The sequence below is a fragment of the Azospirillum brasilense genome (assembly GCF_022023855.1).
GTDB lineage: Bacteria > Pseudomonadota > Alphaproteobacteria > Azospirillales > Azospirillaceae > Azospirillum > Azospirillum brasilense_F.
In genome coordinates this window covers 204,104-219,696 of sequence record NZ_CP059451.1, presented here as the reverse complement: position 1 = coordinate 219,696, position 15,593 = coordinate 204,104, and the positions used below count along the sequence as shown (strand labels likewise).

At 67.4% G+C, this 15,593-nt stretch carries 13 protein-coding genes and 3 pseudogenes; 5 read left to right on the top strand and 11 right to left on the bottom strand.

Features of this window, described 5'->3' with window-relative positions; translation table 11 throughout:
• Positions 1–121: 121 nt before the first annotated feature.
• Together H1Q64_RS23690 and H1Q64_RS34015 are read left to right on the top strand one after the other, a co-directional pair.
• Positions 122–274, top strand: a pseudogene (locus tag H1Q64_RS23690) (IS110 family transposase); the annotation flags it as partial.
• A 134-nt stretch (positions 275–408) separates the two neighbouring features.
• Positions 409–852 (top strand): abortive infection family protein, encoded by a 444-nt coding sequence (locus H1Q64_RS34015; protein ID WP_330874609.1) that lies wholly within the window; start codon positions 409–411, stop codon positions 850–852.
• Positions 853–871: 19 nt separating this feature from the next.
• Here H1Q64_RS34015 and arsH read toward each other — a convergent pair whose 3' ends face one another.
• From arsH to H1Q64_RS23635, 11 genes and pseudogenes are all read right to left on the bottom strand, one after another.
• The gene (gene arsH, locus H1Q64_RS23680) at positions 872–1,633 is read right to left on the bottom strand and encodes an arsenical resistance protein ArsH (protein WP_237906992.1); all 762 of its coding nucleotides are present in this window, start codon (positions 1,631–1,633) and stop codon (positions 872–874) included.
• A 42-nt stretch (positions 1,634–1,675) separates the two neighbouring features.
• Positions 1,676–2,707 carry an ACR3 family arsenite efflux transporter gene (gene arsB, locus H1Q64_RS23675; protein ID WP_237907179.1) on the bottom strand — a complete coding sequence of 344 codons (1,032 nt, stop codon included), beginning with the start codon at positions 2,705–2,707 and terminating at the stop codon, positions 1,676–1,678.
• A 55-nt stretch (positions 2,708–2,762) separates the two neighbouring features.
• Positions 2,763–3,203, bottom strand: coding sequence for an arsenate reductase (glutaredoxin) (gene arsC / locus H1Q64_RS23670; RefSeq protein WP_237907178.1), 441 nt, complete (start codon positions 3,201–3,203; stop codon positions 2,763–2,765).
• Between the two features lie 90 nt (positions 3,204–3,293).
• Positions 3,294–3,656, bottom strand: a pseudogene (locus H1Q64_RS23665) (GNAT family N-acetyltransferase); the annotation flags it as partial.
• Positions 3,653–4,156 carry an arsenate reductase ArsC gene (locus H1Q64_RS23660; protein ID WP_237906991.1) on the bottom strand — a complete coding sequence of 168 codons (504 nt, stop codon included), beginning with the start codon at positions 4,154–4,156 and terminating at the stop codon, positions 3,653–3,655. The pseudogene H1Q64_RS23665 and the gene H1Q64_RS23660, both read right to left, overlap by 4 nt.
• A 43-nt stretch (positions 4,157–4,199) precedes the next feature.
• A complete protein-coding gene (locus H1Q64_RS23655; RefSeq protein WP_237906990.1) occupies positions 4,200–4,556 on the bottom strand; it encodes an ArsR/SmtB family transcription factor in 357 nt (118 codons plus the stop codon).
• A gap of 82 nt (positions 4,557–4,638) precedes the next feature.
• Positions 4,639–4,767, bottom strand: coding sequence for a hypothetical protein (locus H1Q64_RS33890; protein WP_269145433.1), 129 nt, complete (start codon positions 4,765–4,767; stop codon positions 4,639–4,641).
• 27 nt (positions 4,768–4,794) lie between these two features.
• Positions 4,795–5,955, bottom strand: coding sequence for an integrase catalytic domain-containing protein (locus H1Q64_RS23650; protein ID WP_237906989.1), 1,161 nt, complete (start codon positions 5,953–5,955; stop codon positions 4,795–4,797).
• A 522-nt stretch (positions 5,956–6,477) separates the two neighbouring features.
• Positions 6,478–6,721, bottom strand: a pseudogene (locus H1Q64_RS23645) (transposase); the annotation flags it as partial.
• A 120-nt stretch (positions 6,722–6,841) separates the two neighbouring features.
• Positions 6,842–7,522 carry a DUF6064 family protein gene (locus H1Q64_RS23640; protein ID WP_237906988.1) on the bottom strand — a complete coding sequence of 227 codons (681 nt, stop codon included), beginning with the start codon at positions 7,520–7,522 and terminating at the stop codon, positions 6,842–6,844.
• On the bottom strand, positions 7,522–8,436 hold the full coding sequence (locus H1Q64_RS23635; RefSeq protein WP_237906987.1) for an aldo/keto reductase: 915 nt from the start codon (positions 8,434–8,436) through the stop codon (positions 7,522–7,524). The genes H1Q64_RS23640 and H1Q64_RS23635 overlap by 1 nt, the downstream gene beginning before the upstream one ends.
• 92 nt (positions 8,437–8,528) lie before the next feature.
• Between H1Q64_RS23635 and H1Q64_RS23630 the strand changes: the two genes are divergently transcribed.
• From H1Q64_RS23630 to H1Q64_RS23620, 3 genes are all read left to right on the top strand, one after another.
• Positions 8,529–8,837, top strand: coding sequence for a hypothetical protein (locus H1Q64_RS23630; RefSeq protein WP_237906986.1), 309 nt, complete (start codon positions 8,529–8,531; stop codon positions 8,835–8,837).
• Positions 8,838–9,350: 513 nt separating this feature from the next.
• Positions 9,351–14,594 (top strand): DUF4347 domain-containing protein, encoded by a 5,244-nt coding sequence (locus H1Q64_RS23625; RefSeq protein WP_237906985.1) that lies wholly within the window; start codon positions 9,351–9,353, stop codon positions 14,592–14,594.
• Complete coding sequence (locus H1Q64_RS23620) at positions 14,558–15,502, top strand: calcium-binding protein (protein WP_237906984.1); 945 nt, start codon at positions 14,558–14,560, stop codon at positions 15,500–15,502. The genes H1Q64_RS23625 and H1Q64_RS23620 overlap by 37 nt, the downstream gene beginning before the upstream one ends.
• Positions 15,503–15,593 lie beyond the last annotated feature (91 nt).

Sequence of the window (15,593 nt, the reverse complement as noted above, 5' to 3'; positions counted from 1 at the left end):
TGACGTGATGTGGTGGACGGCCCTTTCACCAAATGCCGGTGAGCAGCGTTGACCGTCGAAGAAACCACCTCATAGGAGCCGACCATGGGCGTGACGACAATCGGTCTGGATCTGGCGAAGGCGCCAAGACAACGCGGCTCGATGCTGGGCGGCGAAGCTGCTGGAGCGCAAGCCCGCCAAACTCGCCGCCGTCGCCCTGGCCAACAAAACGGCGCGCATTGCCCGGGCGGTGCTGACGCGCGGCGGGACCTATGCGGCGGCGACCGCCGCGTAGTCGAGGTTCGGCTCGGCAGCAGACCAAGGTCCTGCCGAGGCGGATGGCGTAAGGGTGGTGAGACGTGATGACGAACCGGTCAGACCGGGGGGCGACCAAACCCACGGGGACCAAGCGCCCGAGAGCGCGCTGAGGTGACTTGGGCGTCGATCCGCGGACTTCATCAAGGCCAGCGACCAGAGGTCGCGACGACAGGCCGGACACATGGATGCACCCGACCAACCGTCAACACGAATTCGCCTCTTGCGCCGAGAGGGCCGTCCACACATGGTTTCTTCGACGGTCAACGCTGCTCACCGGCATTTGGTGAAAGGGCCGTCCACCACATCAACTCAGAGCACCTCCAGCTCGCCCCGGATCAGCATACCGAGGAAGTGTTCAAGACCATCCTCGGCAACTGCCAGAACGTCGTGAACAGCTTGGCCAGCATCCGCAACAAGCTGAGCGATGCCCACGGCCGTGGACGCAAAGCGGTCCGTCCGTCGGCACGGCATGCGGAGTTGGCGGTGAACCTCGCCGGGACGGTGGCGACTTTCCTGGTGTCAACGTGGCGAGCCCGCCAAGCGTCCCAACCATGAAGCGCCACGCTTCCCAATGTCACGCGGTGCGCTCTCCGCTCATGGCGGCAGCAACGAGGGCCTGCGCTTCGCCAGCCACAGCCCGGCCCGCCTCCCGGCGCTCGCTGTAGCGGTCGGTCAGATAGTCGCTGCGGTCGCGCACCAGCAGGGTGAACTTCACCAATTCCTCCATCACGTCCACCACGCGGTCGTAGTAGGGCGACGGCTTCATCCGGCCGGCCTCGTCGAACTCCTGGAACGCCTTGGCCACCGACGACTGGTTCGGGATGGTCACCATGCGCATCCAGCGCCCCAGCACCCGCATGGCGTTGACCGCGTTGAACGACTGCGACCCGCCCGACACCTGCATCACGGCCAGCGTGCGCCCCTGCGTCGGCCGGACCCCGCCGCTCTCCAGCGGAAGCCAGTCGATCTGGCATTTCAGAATGCCGGTGATGGTGCCGTGCCGCTCCGGGCTGACCCAGACCTGCCCCTCCGACCATTGCGACAGCGCGCGCAGTTCGGCCACCTTGGGGTGGTCAGCGGGTACGCTGTCCGGCAGCGGCAGGTCGCGGGGATCGAAGACGCGCGTCTCCGCCCCCATGCGCTGGAGCAGACGCGCGGCCTCCTCGGTGAGGAAGCGACTGTACGAACGCTCGCGCAGGGAGCCGTAGAGCAGCAGGATGCGTGGCGGGTGGGTGGACACATGCCCAGGCGCCAGCTTGCCAAGGTCCGGCGGCTCGAAATAGGGCTCGTCCAGGCTCGGAAGGTCCGCGCCATTCTTACTATCATGCTCAGGCATGCCGACACTCTCCGGTGATGGTTCCATGGCGGAGCCGGGCCATCAGGCGCCGGCCCGCCCCTCGTACCAGGGCTTGGTCGCCTTGACGATCTTCACCACCGACAGCATCACCGGCACCTCGACCAGCACGCCGACGACGGTGGCGAGCGCCGCCCCGGAGCCCAGGCCGAACAGGCTGATGGCCGCCGCCACCGCCAGCTCGAAGAAGTTCGAGGCGCCGATCAGCGCCGCCGGCGCCGCCACGCACCACGCCACCCCGAACCGGCGCGACAGCCAGTAGGCCAGCCCGGCGTTGAGGTAGACCTGGATCAGGATCGGCACCGCCAGCAGCAGGATGACCAGCGGCTGGGCCAGGATCTGCTCGCCCTGAAAGCCGAACAGCAGCACCAGCGTGGTCAGCAGCGCCACCAGCGACACCGGCTGCAGCAGCGACAGCGCGCGGGCCAGGGCGGGCTCGCCGCCCGACGCCAGCAGCGTGCGGCGCCAGAGCTGGGCCGCGACCACCGGCAGCACGATGTAGAGCGCCACCGACAGCAGCAGCGTCCCCCAGGGCACGGTGATCGACGAGACGCCGAGCAGCAGCCCGACCAGCGGCGCGAAGGCGAAGATCATGATCAGGTCGTTCAGCGCCACCTGGCTCAGGGTGTAATGCGGCTCGCCCTCGCACAGGTTCGACCAGACGAAAACCATCGCCGTGCAGGGGGCCGCCGCCAGCAGGATCAGGCCGCCGATGTAGGAGGGGATCTGCTCCGCCGGCAGCAGCGGAGCGAACAGGTGGCCGATGAACAGGGAGCCGAGGAGCGCCATCGAGAAGGGCTTGACCGCCCAGTTGATGACCAGCGTCACGCCGACGCCGCGCCAGTGCTCCTTGACCCGGCCCAGCGCGCCGAGGTCGATCTTCAGCAGCATCGGCACGATCATCAGCCAGATCAGCACCGCCACCGGCAGGTTGACCTGGGCCAGTTCGGCGGCGGCGATGGCCTGGAACAGCCTGGGCGCCAGATGGCCGAAGGCGATGCCCGCGACGATGCACAAGCCCACCCAGACGCTGAGATAGCGCTCGAAGAGGCCCATGGCGGGGCGTTCCGCCGGGGCGGTGTGAATGTCAGCCGTCATGTCGGTGGTCCTGTCAAGGGGCAGGGGCGACGCACCGCCCGGCGGCGTCGACGACGGGCTCGCCGTCTTCCTTGGCGAAGGCGCCGCGTTGTGGAGCGGGGAGAAGGTCGAGCACCGCTTCGGACGGCCGGCACAGGCGCACGCCGAGCGGCGTCATCACGATCGGCCGGTTGATCAGGATCGGATGCGCCATCATGGCATCCAGCAGCGCCGCGTCCGTCAGCGCGGGATTGTCGAGACCGAGTTCGGCGTAGGGGGTGCCCGTCTGCCGGAGCACGGCCCGCACCGGAATTCCCATGCGGCGGATCAGCGTCACCAGTTCGTCCCGGCTCGGCGGCGTCTTCAGGTACTCGATCACCATCGGCTCGACGCCGCTGTTGCGGATCAGCCCCAACGTGTTGCGCGACGTTCCGCAGTCAGGGTTGTGATAGATGGTCACCGCGCTCCCGCCCACCAGCTCCTTGGCCGGCCGCGCGAGGTTGGTGCGCAGGCAGACGGCGCTGCCTGGGCACAGGCCGGCGAACTGCGCGCTGGACTGGATTGCCGAAGGAGCTAAGGCCCGCTCCACCCGCTGGAAACCGAGACGTTCGAAGAAGCCGGCGGCGCCGGTGGTGAGCAACCACAGCCGCTCGACCCCAAGTGTGACCGCCTGTGCGCACACGGCCGCCACCACGATGCGGCCGCCGCCGGCGCCGCGCCGCTCGGCCGGCACGACCACGGAACGCAGCAGGGCATCGGCGCCATGGACCTCCAGCCCGCCATAGCCGAGCGTCCCCTGGTCATCCGCAACGCGCCAGAAGCGCCGGCCGGGCTCGTCGAGATCGTCGGTCGGCAAGCCGTTGGCTGCCAGCAGGCGGGCGAGAGTCGGGCGCTCCGCGTCGGCCAGCGGGGTGACGCTTCCGGTCATGCGTCGTTCCCCGCGGCCATGTCGTCGAGCCTGCGCTTCAGGGCCAGCCGGTCGAGCGAGGTGAAGGGCAGGCTGGCGAAGGCCTGGATGCGGCGCTGGATCTGTCCGAACACCGTGGCGGTGAAGGCGGCCTTCTCGGCGTCCGAGCCTTGGGCGCTCGACGGGTCCGGGAAGCCCCAGTGCGCCGTCATCGGCTGCCCCGGCCACACCGGGCAGACCTCGCCGGCGGCGCTGTCGCAGACGGTGAAGATGAAGTCCATATGCGGTGCGCCGGGCTGGGCGAACTCGTCCCAACTCTTGGAGCGCAGCGTGGCGGTTGGAAAGTCGAGGCGCTCCAGCAGGTCGTGGACGTGCGGGTTGAGGCGCCCGGTCGGCCGGCTGCCGGCGCTGTAGGCGCGGAATCGGCCGCGGCCCTCGCGGTTGAGCAGGCATTCGGCCATGACGCTGCGGGCGCTGTTGTGGGTGCACAGGAACAGGATGTTGTAGACGTGGTCGGTCATCGCGGGATCGCCTTTTCCAGGCCGCGGGGTGCGGCGGGTCGGGTCAGGTATCGGGGCCGCAGCTCACCGGGATGCAAGCACCTGCCTGGAGGAGGTCGGTTGAGCACAGCTCGGGACGGCCCTGGCAGCAGTCCTCCATCAGGAAGGCGATCAATTGCCGGGTGCCTTCGTAGTCGCAGGCGTAGAAGATTTGCCGCTGGACCCGCCAGGAGCGCAGCAGCCCGGCGCGCTCCAGCGTCGCCAGATGATGCGACAGCGTCGAGCCGGGCACGCCAACCTGCTGGGCGACGTCCCCGGCGGTCAGCCCGTTGGGTCCGGCCTGGATGAGCAGGCGGAACACGGCCAGGCGGGTGTCCTGGGCCAGGGCGGCGAAGGCATTGATGGCGTTCTTCGTTTCCATATTTCGACGATAGTCGAACCATCGATATGAGGCAAGTGGTTTGCTTCTCCGTGCATCACCCCTCGCTCTCTGGCCGATCCGCTCAATGTGGCGGTTGTGGATGTCCGATGCCTGCGGCCGCCCTCTCCAGCAGCTTGAAGACGGAGAACAGCGCCACCACGGTCAACGCCTTGATCGCTTCGCCGATGGTCAGCACGCCCGCCCTGACCATGTTGGCCAACACCCAGCCGGGGTGGCTTCAACGTGTTTTTCGGGACGGAGTGGAAACGTGGTGAGGAGCGGCATCAGCCATTTCGCGCCATGCCATTTGATTCAAGCATCGGACCGCCGCCGCGGACAGTTGGCGCAGCACCGCACGACGTTGGCGCGCTCGGAGCTTTCCGGTCGGCAAGGGGCCATGGGCGTCCAAGGCGAACCGGACGGCCTGCACGATGTGATGGTGGATCGAGAGGAACATCGTCGGCCTCCTTGGCGACGACCTGGAACTCCGCGTCGATCGTCCGCGTGGTATCGGGGGCGGGCAGCGCCGGTCCCGATCCCGGCCGAGCACCACAGGCATGCTCCAGCTGCGACCGCGGTCCTCGTCAACCAGCTTGCGTCGCGCCAGCACCATCTCGAAGATCATCGCCTCGTCGACACCGGCCCGTCCCTGCCGGCGCAGCGCGCGGGTGGCCACCTTCAGCTCCCACGTGGAAATGGCCGGACGGCGCAGGCTCCGGTAGGGCACCTCCAGATAGTCCCCCGACACGCCCCGGACGAAGACCTTGGACAAGAGGTGCAACTCCTGCATGAGGTGGCCGATGCGCCGTTCGACGTGGCCGCCCAAGTGCGGCGTTCCCGGCGGCCGGTACCGCACCTCGATGCCGTAATCCTCGCAGGCCCGGGTGAAAGCCTTGGAGTGGAACTCCTTGCCGTTGTCGACGTGGATGACCTCGCACAGGCCCTGCGACCGGCCATTCGGCCGGAAGACCGCGCGCCGACAGCCAGTCGCCTTGTCCATCACCGCATGGGCGACGCAGGCCGCCACGCTGGACGCGCCGGGCGGATCGAAGGACAGGTAGAAGCTGCAGTACATCCGGGTTCGGATGTCCATCGCCAGGGTGATGAACGGGCGTCCGATGACCTCCAGCGTGTCCGGCTCCACCCCCATCACGTCGGTCGGGGTGTGGTCGGTCTGGACAATCTCCAGGGCGCGTTCGGCTTCCAGCGATCCTCGGATCGGGTTGAAGTTTTCCTGCGCCTTCTTGGGACTGTGGCGCCGCTTGGTCTGCTCCCGCTTGCTGATGACCGCCAGGCGGGCTTCGATGGTCTCATGGGCCGGTTTGCCCAGCCCTTCGACGGCGCACCGGGCGTGGATGCCCTTCATCAGCAACGATTTCTTCGGCTTGAGAAGATCCATGTAGCGGGTCTGGATCTCCTCCTCGATGATCGTTTCGACGCGGAGAGCGAGCCGGCGGGCGCCGTAGGCGGGGGGCTCCGGACCAGCCGCCGGATCACGCGCTCACGCTCTCGGGCGATCTCCCAGACCTCGTCCGGCACGCCCGTCAACGGCTGGTCCCCGCGTGGATGGTTCTGCACGTTTCACCCGATCCACTCTCGGCTTTTCACCAGAATAGCTCTGCTTTTCGCACGAACCGTTCAGAGGAAAGGGCTTAACCACCGCAGAAGTCCTCACCAACTTTTCGCATCAACGAGTCTGCGGCGACACCGGCTGCAGGACATGGAGCAGCGCACCCCGCGTGGCGGCCTGCGCGGGGGCTGGTCGTCGGTGAAGAATCTGCTGGACCGGGCCAAGGAGCAGGGGCTGGTACGAGACGCGGGAGCCGCGTAGCGGCTGGGCCGCCGCCTACGCGGTGGGCTAGTGGATGAGCGTTATCTCGCTGGGTTCAGCCGCGACCGCCCCTGAAAGACCAGTGCGGTTCACCTGGGCCGGTGGGCCATCCGCTGAGGCCAAGGCATGGAAGAGGCCCCCGATACCCTTGGCCGCCCAGCGGACGAAGCGGTTGAACAGCGTTTTGCGGGGGCTGTAGATCGGCGGAGCATCCGTCCAGCGCCCGCCCGATTTTAGAACATGGACGATTCCGCGGATCACACGCCGATCATCACCGTGGGGCCTTGCCACGAGTGTCGTGTGGAAGGTGCGGCTCAAGCCGCTCAAACTGCTCTAGTTACTGGTTCGCTATCGTCTGAGAACTACTGTGGAGGCAGAGTCCCTCCTTGGTTGAATTGATGTGTTGAACTGATTCCGTCGAGCGTTAATCCGGACTTGCGCTCGATGGAATCAGTCAGGAATGCTCCGTCGAGGGGAGTCGGGCCGTGCGCCGACGTGCGATCGGAATGAGGGCAACCAGTGCCGCCCCAAGAGGCACCCATTGCTCCGGTGCGCCCATGCTGTGCAATGTCGCCCAACTGGCAAGGCACCAAGCCATAGGCGCGGCGAGCAGCAACCACGACCATCGTCCTTCCGCCATCATAACCAAGCCGATGGTAGCGATTGCGGTCGGGTCCGGTGTGATGCCGAAGACCTCGGCTCCACGCGGGGGGCGCCCGGCGAGGAGCGCCGCGAGCGGATGCAGGGCTATGGCATAGAGGAACAGCACAAGTCCTACGGGCGCCCGGCCGGTCCAGGAGAGCGACCAGCGAAGCCGGCTCCCGATCAGGGCCAGCAGGATGGCCTGAAACGCGAAAAGCAGCGCTACATAGGACGCGGCCCAGTTGATGGTGGCGTAGCGTTCCCATAGGAAGCTCCAGGCCAACCACGCCCATAAAACGGCCAGTGTCCCGGCGATCGCCCGATGCGACCAAGGGCGAGGCCGGATGAGACCCAGCAGGATGGCGACGCCGAGCAGCAGCAGCAAAACATGCGCCGGCCAGAGCGCCTCGTTGTGCCTTTCGATCAACCGCCAATAGGTGCGAGGGCTGAAGAGCAAAAAGTCTTCGGCCGAATAGGTCCACCATTCCGGCATCAGAGGTCCCTTACATAATCGGCCATGCGTCGCCGCATCGCGGCATCAGGCATCGGCCCCGCCATTGCGGCCATGTTCTCCCGCACATGGGCGACTTGGCTGGTCGCCGGGATGACCACAGTGACGGCCGGATGGGAAATGATAAACTTCAGGACGAACTGCGCCCAGTTGGAAACGTCGATGTCAGCGGCCCAGGAGGGCAGGGGGCGGCCCGATAGCCTGCGGAGCAGCACGCCCTGCTGAAATGGGCGGTTGACGATGACACCCATTCCACGCTCCGCCGCAAGTGGCAGGATGCGCTCCTCCACTTCGCGGTCGATGATGTTGTAGGAAAGCTGCACGAAATCGAGAGGCTGTCGGCGCATGATATCTTCAAACAGGTCGTGGCGCCGCCCCTCCGACGTCGTGATGCCGACGTAGCGGAGCTGACCTGCCGCCTTCATGGCGAACAGCGTCTTGAGATGCTCTTCCCAGGACAGCAGGTTGTGCACCTGAAGCAGGTCGAAGCGGGGCACGTCCCACAGGCGGCGCGACTCCTCGATCTGCGACGGCCCGCGCGTGCCCGAAGAAATCCAGACCTTGTCCGTCGCGAAAAGGGCAGGGGGATGCCCCAGCTTCCGGAGGCCATCTCCGACCACCTCCTGGGAGGAGCCGTACATGGGCGAGGAGTCGATCATCCGACCCCCCATTTCGAAGAAGGCCTGCATGACCGCCGCGCATTCGGCGCGCAGTTCAGGATCGTCGCCCACGTTGAACGTGATCCAGGTGCCCAAGCCCACGGGAGGAATGGCCTCTCCCGAGGACGGAATGCGTCGAACCGGCGTTTCTCTGATCTGTGCCTGGACGCGCCGTGGCATCATAAGGGCGGCCCCGGCCAGAACACCGTGCAGGACGGCGCGTCGTGTCGCTCTCAATGCTCTCTCCCTTTCGTATCCGAGTCGCTGCCCTTCTCGACGGATTCGACTCCTATATGCGGCGAGTTGCGTCGGCGTGATCCAAGAGGCTCGTGAACAGGTTTGGTGCGGAAAACCATACCTTCGGCGATACCAATCTTCCCTTTTCGATGTGCTGGTCAGCCGTTCTTGCGCTTGGCGCCGCCGAGCAGCCCTTCCAGGTACTTGCTGCGGGTCTGCAAACGCGGCTCGGCACGCGCGAACTCACCAGTAATGCGGTCGAACTGCTCATCGAGCTGGGACGGCCAACCATCAACACATCCAGAGTAGCGGTTATGGAAGCCTCCTCAAGCGGAGACTCGTTTCAACAGTTCACGCTCGCCAGCCTCACAGACTCAACTATAGGATTAGAGCGTCTATAAAAATCTCTGAATGACGCGCCCGAGCTGTTGGTACGCCTGAGCTCGTAGCAGGTTTTGATCGGGCCTCTAATAGTTGAACGAAGACGGGTTGAGGGATACCAGCTTCGCGTTACGGTGGCACCCTTCATCGTGCAATGAGCCGACAGTAGGCACGACGGACTCGACATCGGACAAGACTTCCAATCCAGCACCAATAATGTTCGAATTTATTTTATCACTTCGTTATTTTGTATGGAAATCTGCTAATTCTGACCCAGAACAACGAAATGGAATCTGAGCATCACCAAACAAGACTAAGAATCGCAAAGCAAATTTCAACATAAAGTAACAAATTTAGACATTGCGGGCTTCGGTGGTTCCATGGCCGAGCACTCTTAAATTTATGTAAACCGTAATTAATATTGGTGCCCAATTGACCGCATCGGCTCTTTTTGGGTATTAACTCCAAATGGGGTAGTCATATCGGTTGTGGCGCCACCCCATGGCTTGAACCCCATTAAGGACCAGTCCGCCATGTCCGAAGCGTCCGCCTCTCCGTCCGCGAACCGTTCCGCCGCCTTTGATCGCATTTCGCATTCCAGAACCGAAATCGCCTTCATCGACATGGCGCTTGCCGATTGGCAGGATCTCCAGGCAGGCGTGCCGTCTGCTATCGAGGCGATCCTGATCGGCGAAGGCTGCGACGGCGTGACGGTCATGGCACAGGCGCTGGCCGATCGCTCCGGCATCCGGGCCATCCATGTGCTGTCCCACGGTTTCGAGGGCGGGCTCCAACTCGGTGCGACCCGACTCGACGCTGCATCGCTTCCGAGTCGGGCGGCGGAACTGACGGCCATCGGTGCCTGCCTTGCCGATGAAGGCGACATCCTGCTGTACGGCTGCAACGTGGCGAGCGGCCATGGCGAGGCGTTCCTGGACGCGTTGTCCGACATCACCGGCGCCGGCATGGCGGCGTCGCGGACACTGACGGGTGCCGCGGATCTTGGCGGCAATTGGGATCTCGACTGGACGCGTGGCGTCGTGCGGACCGAGGCGCTGCGGATCGAACGCTACGCGGGCGTGCTGATGGCGGCCCCCGAAGCCGTGGACACCGTTGCCTATGTCGGCGAATCCACCATCACTGTGACCTTCGACGGCAATCTCGACAGCGTCAGTCAGCCGGCCCTGTCCACCTTCGATGCGATTTCGCCCGGCGACATGTCCTGGGGCACCAGTGCCATCCTGATCAACGGAACGAAGGTCAACGTGACCGCCGCCGTGGTGTCAGGCAAGACCCTAACGCTGACTGTCAGCAGTACCTTCGCAGCCGGCGACTACATTGAATTCCGATACGTCGATCCGGCGGGCGACAACACCAGCGGAGTTATTCAGGCCACCAACGGCCTCGACGTCGCCTCCACATTCCTCATTACTACGGTCATGGGGCCGCGCCCCGCGGTGGTGCCGGTCCTGCAGAGCGCGGCGGTGGACGGAACGACGCTGGTTCTGACCTACGACGTCGCACTGGACGCCGTGAACGGCCCGGCGGCGGGCGCCTTCGTGGTCAAGGCCGGCGGTGGTACGGTGCCTGTCACCGGCGTCGCGGTGGACAGCGCCGCCAAGACAGTCACTCTGACGCTGGCCCAGGCGGTCCAGCACGGGCAGGCGGTAACCGTCAGCTACACCGACCCCACCAGCGGCAACGACGCGGCGGCGATCCAGAACGCGACCGGCGGCGGGGACGCGGCCACCGTCACCAACCAGTCTGTAACGAACAGCACCCCCGACACGACACCACCGTCGATCACCAACGTCACCATCCCCAACCAGCCGGCCAAGGTTGGCGACACGGTGACGGTGACCATCACCGTGGCGTCGGACAGCGACACCTACACGCTGGGCACCGGCAGCACGGTCGGCGGCTTCGCGCTCGGCAACCTGACCCGGCTCAACGCGACCACCTACACCGCCACCTTCACCGTCACCGCTGACGGCCAGCGCACCGGCAACCTCGCCGCCAACCAGGACATCCCGGTCAACATCGTCCTGGTCGACAGCGCCAGCAACGCCAACACCCCCTACACCACCCCGATCAGCCAGAACAACGACCGCATCGACACCAACGCTCCGCCGGTCCTGGCCGTCCCCACCATCCCGCCGACCCTCGTCGACACCGCCGCCAACGACACCTTCCCGCTGATCGACGGACAGCTCTCCGCGACCGATTTGGAAGGTGACACGCTGACTTACTCCATCGCCGGATCGCAGGCCTCCCCGCTCCAGTACGGCAGCGTCACGCTGAGCAACGGTATCACCTACGACACCTGGTCCACCGGGCCGGGCGGCACCTCTTACGTCAACAGCCAGACCGGCCACTACGCCTACGTGTTCGACGCCGCCTTCCTCAACGGCGTACCCGCCGGGCCGATGCAGGGCACCAGCACCTTCACCGTCTCCGACGGCAACCGGACCGTCGAGAAGCAGCTCACCCTCAACTTCAGCGGCGCCAACGACAGCCCGGTCCTGTCCAACGACGTCCGCAGCCTGACCGCCATCGACCAGGGCATCGCCGACGCCGCCAACACCGGGACGACGGTCACCGCCCTGCTGGCCTCCGCCGGCACCGCCACCGACGCGGAGTACAACAGCCCGTTCCCGCTGGTCACCGTCGTTCCACTGGGCATCGCCGTCACCGGGGTGACCAACACAAACGGCACCTGGCAGTACAAGGTCGGCACCGGCGCCTGGACGGACATTCCCACGGGCTCGTCCAACGGCGCGGCGCTGCTGCTCGCCGGGTCGGACCGCGTGCGCTTCGTGCCGAGCGGGTCGGGCTTCCCCAACACCGACACCGGCGGCCTGACCTTCAAGGCGTGGGACCTGACCAGCGGCACCGCGGGCGGCACCGCCGACACCAGCACGGACGCCTACAGCACGGGCAGCGCCACCGTGACGATCACCGTCGACGCCGTGCCGACCCTGACCGCGACCGGCGGCAGCAAGACCTTCGGCGTCGGGGTGGACGCGTCGACCAGCTTGTTCAGCGGCGTGGCGGCCTCCACGGTGGAGGCGGGGCAGAGCTTCCGCGGCGCGGTGTTCACCGTCAGCGGCGTGGTCGACGCCACCGAGGTTCTGACCATCGGCGGCACGGATGTCGCCCTGACCAACGGCGCCACCGCCACCCTGACCGGCCTGGGCGTTGCGGGCGGCAACGCCAGCGTCACCGTGTCGGTGGTCGGCGGCGTCGCCACGGTGACGGTCAGCGGGCTGGAGCGCAGCGACGCGCAGATGAACGCGTTGCTTGGCGGCGTCACCTACAAGAACACCAGCGCGACGGCGACGCTGGGCAACCGCACGGTGGCCATCGCCGGCCTGACCGACAGCGGCGGCGCCACCGGCAGCGCGACCATCTCCGGCGTCAGCGCGGTGGTCAACGTGGCCGACGTGACGGCTCCCGCGGTTCCGGTGGTCACCAGCGCGGCGCTGAGCAACAGCGCCACCCCGACCCTGGCCGGCACGGCGGAGGCCGGCAGCACGGTGACCGTCACGGTGGGTGGGGCCACCTACAGCACCACGGCGACGGGCGGGACCTGGAGCATCAACCTCGCCACGGCCACGCCGACCGCCGGGGCGCTGAGCCTGAACGCCAACGGAACCAATCCGGTTTCGGTCACCGCCACGGACGCGTCCAACAACACGTCCACTCCCGGCATGCAGACGCTGACGGTCGATACCACCGCTCCGACCGCTCCGTCGGTGACCTCAGCGGCGCTGACCAACAGCGCCACCCCGACCCTCACCGGCACGGCGGAGGCCGGCAGCACGGTGACGGTCACGGTCGGTGGGGCGACCTACAGCACCACGGCGACGGGTGGGAACTGGTCGATCAATCTCGCCACCGACACGCCGACCGCCGGGTCGCTGAGCCTCAACGCCAACGGTGCCAACCCCGTCTCGGCGACGGCCACCGACGCGGCGGGGAACGTCTCGGCGCCGGGCACCCAATCGTTGGTTATCGACACCACGCTGCCCAACGCCCCGGTGGTGACCAGCGCCGCGCTGAGCAACAGCACCACCCCGACCCTCACCGGCACGGCCGAAGCCGGCAGTACGGTGACGGTCACGGTCGGTGGGGCGACCTACAGCACCACCGCGACGGGTGGGAACTGGTCGATCAATCTCGCTACTGACACGCCGACCGCCGGGTCGCTGAGCCTCAACGCCAACGGTGCCAACCCCGTCTCGGCGACGGCCACCGACGCGGCGGGCAACGTCTCCACGCCGGGCACACAATCGCTGACCATCGACACCACGCTGCCCAACGCCCCGGTGGTGACCAGCGCCGCGCTGAGCAACAGCACCACCCCGACCCTCACCGGCACGGCCGAAGCCGGCAGCACGGTGACGGTCACAGTGGGCGGCGCCACCTACAGCACCACCGCGACGGGTGGAAACTGGTCGATCAATCTCGCTACCGACACGCCGACCGCCGGTTCGCTGAGCCTCAACGCCAACGGCGCCAACCCGATCTCTGCGACGGCGACCGATGCCTCGGGCAACGTCTCGGCGCCGGGCACGCAGTCGCTGGTCATCGACACCACGCTGCCCAATGCGCCGACCGTCACCACGGCGCTGAGCAACAGCACCACCCCGACCCTCACCGGTTCGGCCGAGGCCGGCAGCACCGTCACCGTCACCGTCGGCGGCGCCACCTACACCACCACCGCCACGAACGGCGGGACCTGGAGCATCAACCTCGCCACGGCCACACCGGTCACCGGCACGCTGAGCCTCAACCCGAACGGCGCCAACCCCGTCTCGGCCACCGCCACCGACGCGGCGGGCAACGTCTCAGCCCCCGGCACGCAGTCGCTGACCGTCGACACCACCGCCCCGACCGCGACCGTGCTGTTCGAGGACGACAGCATCGACGCCATCGAGCAGTCCAGCGCCGCCTTCACCATCAGCGGCGGCGAGGCCGGGACCAGCTTCACCTGGACGATCACCTCGGCCGGCGGCGGCCAGGTCACCGGCTCCGGCGTGATGAGCGGTCCGACCATGCGGGTGACCGGGCTGGACCTCTCCGGCCTGGGCGACGGCACGCTCACCCTGACCCTCGGCCTGACCGACCCGGCGGGCAACGCCTCGCCGCCCTTCACCGCGGCGACGCAGAAGCTCACCGCCACCGCGGAGAAGCCCGCCCCGGTCGCCCCGCCGCCGACGGCCACCGTGGACGGCGCCACCGTCAACGGCGCGATCACCACCGGCAGCGACGGCAAGCGCGTCACCACCGTGACCATCGCGGCCAGCAACGGGGAGCGGGTCGAGGACACCAGCACCGCCAACGCCGATCTCGCCGACGTGCCAGTGGTGCGCGAGCAGGTGGTCGACCGGCAGACCGGTGCGGTGTCCACCGTCACCACCCTGACGGTCAGCGTCTCCAACGGGGTGGCCGTCACCACCAGCGGCAGCGCCGAGCGGCAGACCGCCGCGGAGGCGCAGACCGGGCTGACCGGCCTGATCGCCGCCATCGAGGCGCGCACCGACGCCGGCACCGCCTCGCGCGGCAACCTGACCGGCGGCGGCGACGGCTTCCTCTCGGTGCTCTCCGCCCAGGCCCAGCTCCTGGTGCGCGCCATCGACTTCAGCACGCCGGGTGCGACCGCCGGCCAGGCGGTGCAGACCAAGGTGACCGGCAACACGCTGGGCGGCACCGGCACCGCCACACGGCGCCGACCGCGGTGGTGCTCAACACCTCGGCGGCGGCGGGTCCGGTGACCATCCAGCTGGACAACGTCGAATTCGCGGCGGTGGTCGGCAACGCCACGCTGGTCGGCGGCGACGGCGAGCAGATCGTCTACGGCGACGACCATCAGCAGTACATGTATCTGGGGGCCGGCGACGACATCCTGCACGGCGGCGGCGGCAACGACACGATCGCCAGCGCCGGCGGCAACGACACGCTGTACGGCGACGACGGCGACGACGTGGTGATGGGCGGCGAGGGCGACGACTGGCTGTTCGGCGGCGAGGGCAACGACCTGGTCGGCGGCGGCGTCGGCAACGACGCGCTGTTCGGCGGGACGGGCCGCGACATCCTGTTCGGCGAGGACGGCGACGACACGCTGACCGGCGAGGAGGGCGACGACACGCTGTCCGGCGGGGCTGGCAACGACCTGCTGTTCGGCGGGGTGGGCAACGACTTCCTGATCGGCGACGCGGGCGACGACACGATCAGCGGCGGGTTGGGCAACGACGTGGCGCTGGGCGGGGCGGGGCGCGACCTGATCGGGCTCGGTGCGGGCGACGACCTGGCCAGCGGCGACGGCGGCGACGACACGCTGTTCGGCGAGGACGGCAACGACACGCTGTTCGGCGGGGCGGGCAACGACCTGCTGAACGGCGGTGCTGGCAACGACGTGCTGTTCGCCGACGGCGGTGCGGACACGCTGTGGGGCGGCGCCGGGGCGGACGTCTTCGCCTTCGGTCGGGCATCGGGCGGATCGGTGGTGATGGACTTCCAGGCGGGTGCGGACCGTTTGGCGCTCTACGACGCCGGCATGGACCTCGGCGCGGTGATCCGCTCGGCGCGGGTGGAGGGCGGCAACACTACGCTCGACGTCGGGGCGGGCAGCCGCATCACCATCCTCGGCCAGACCGGGGCGGTGACGGGCTGGTTCGGCTGACCACCGTCAGTCGGTATCCGCCGCGACACCCGGACGTGGCGGATACCGTAGGGTACTGTCAACTTCACGGTCGGTTGGCGAACTGAGGGTC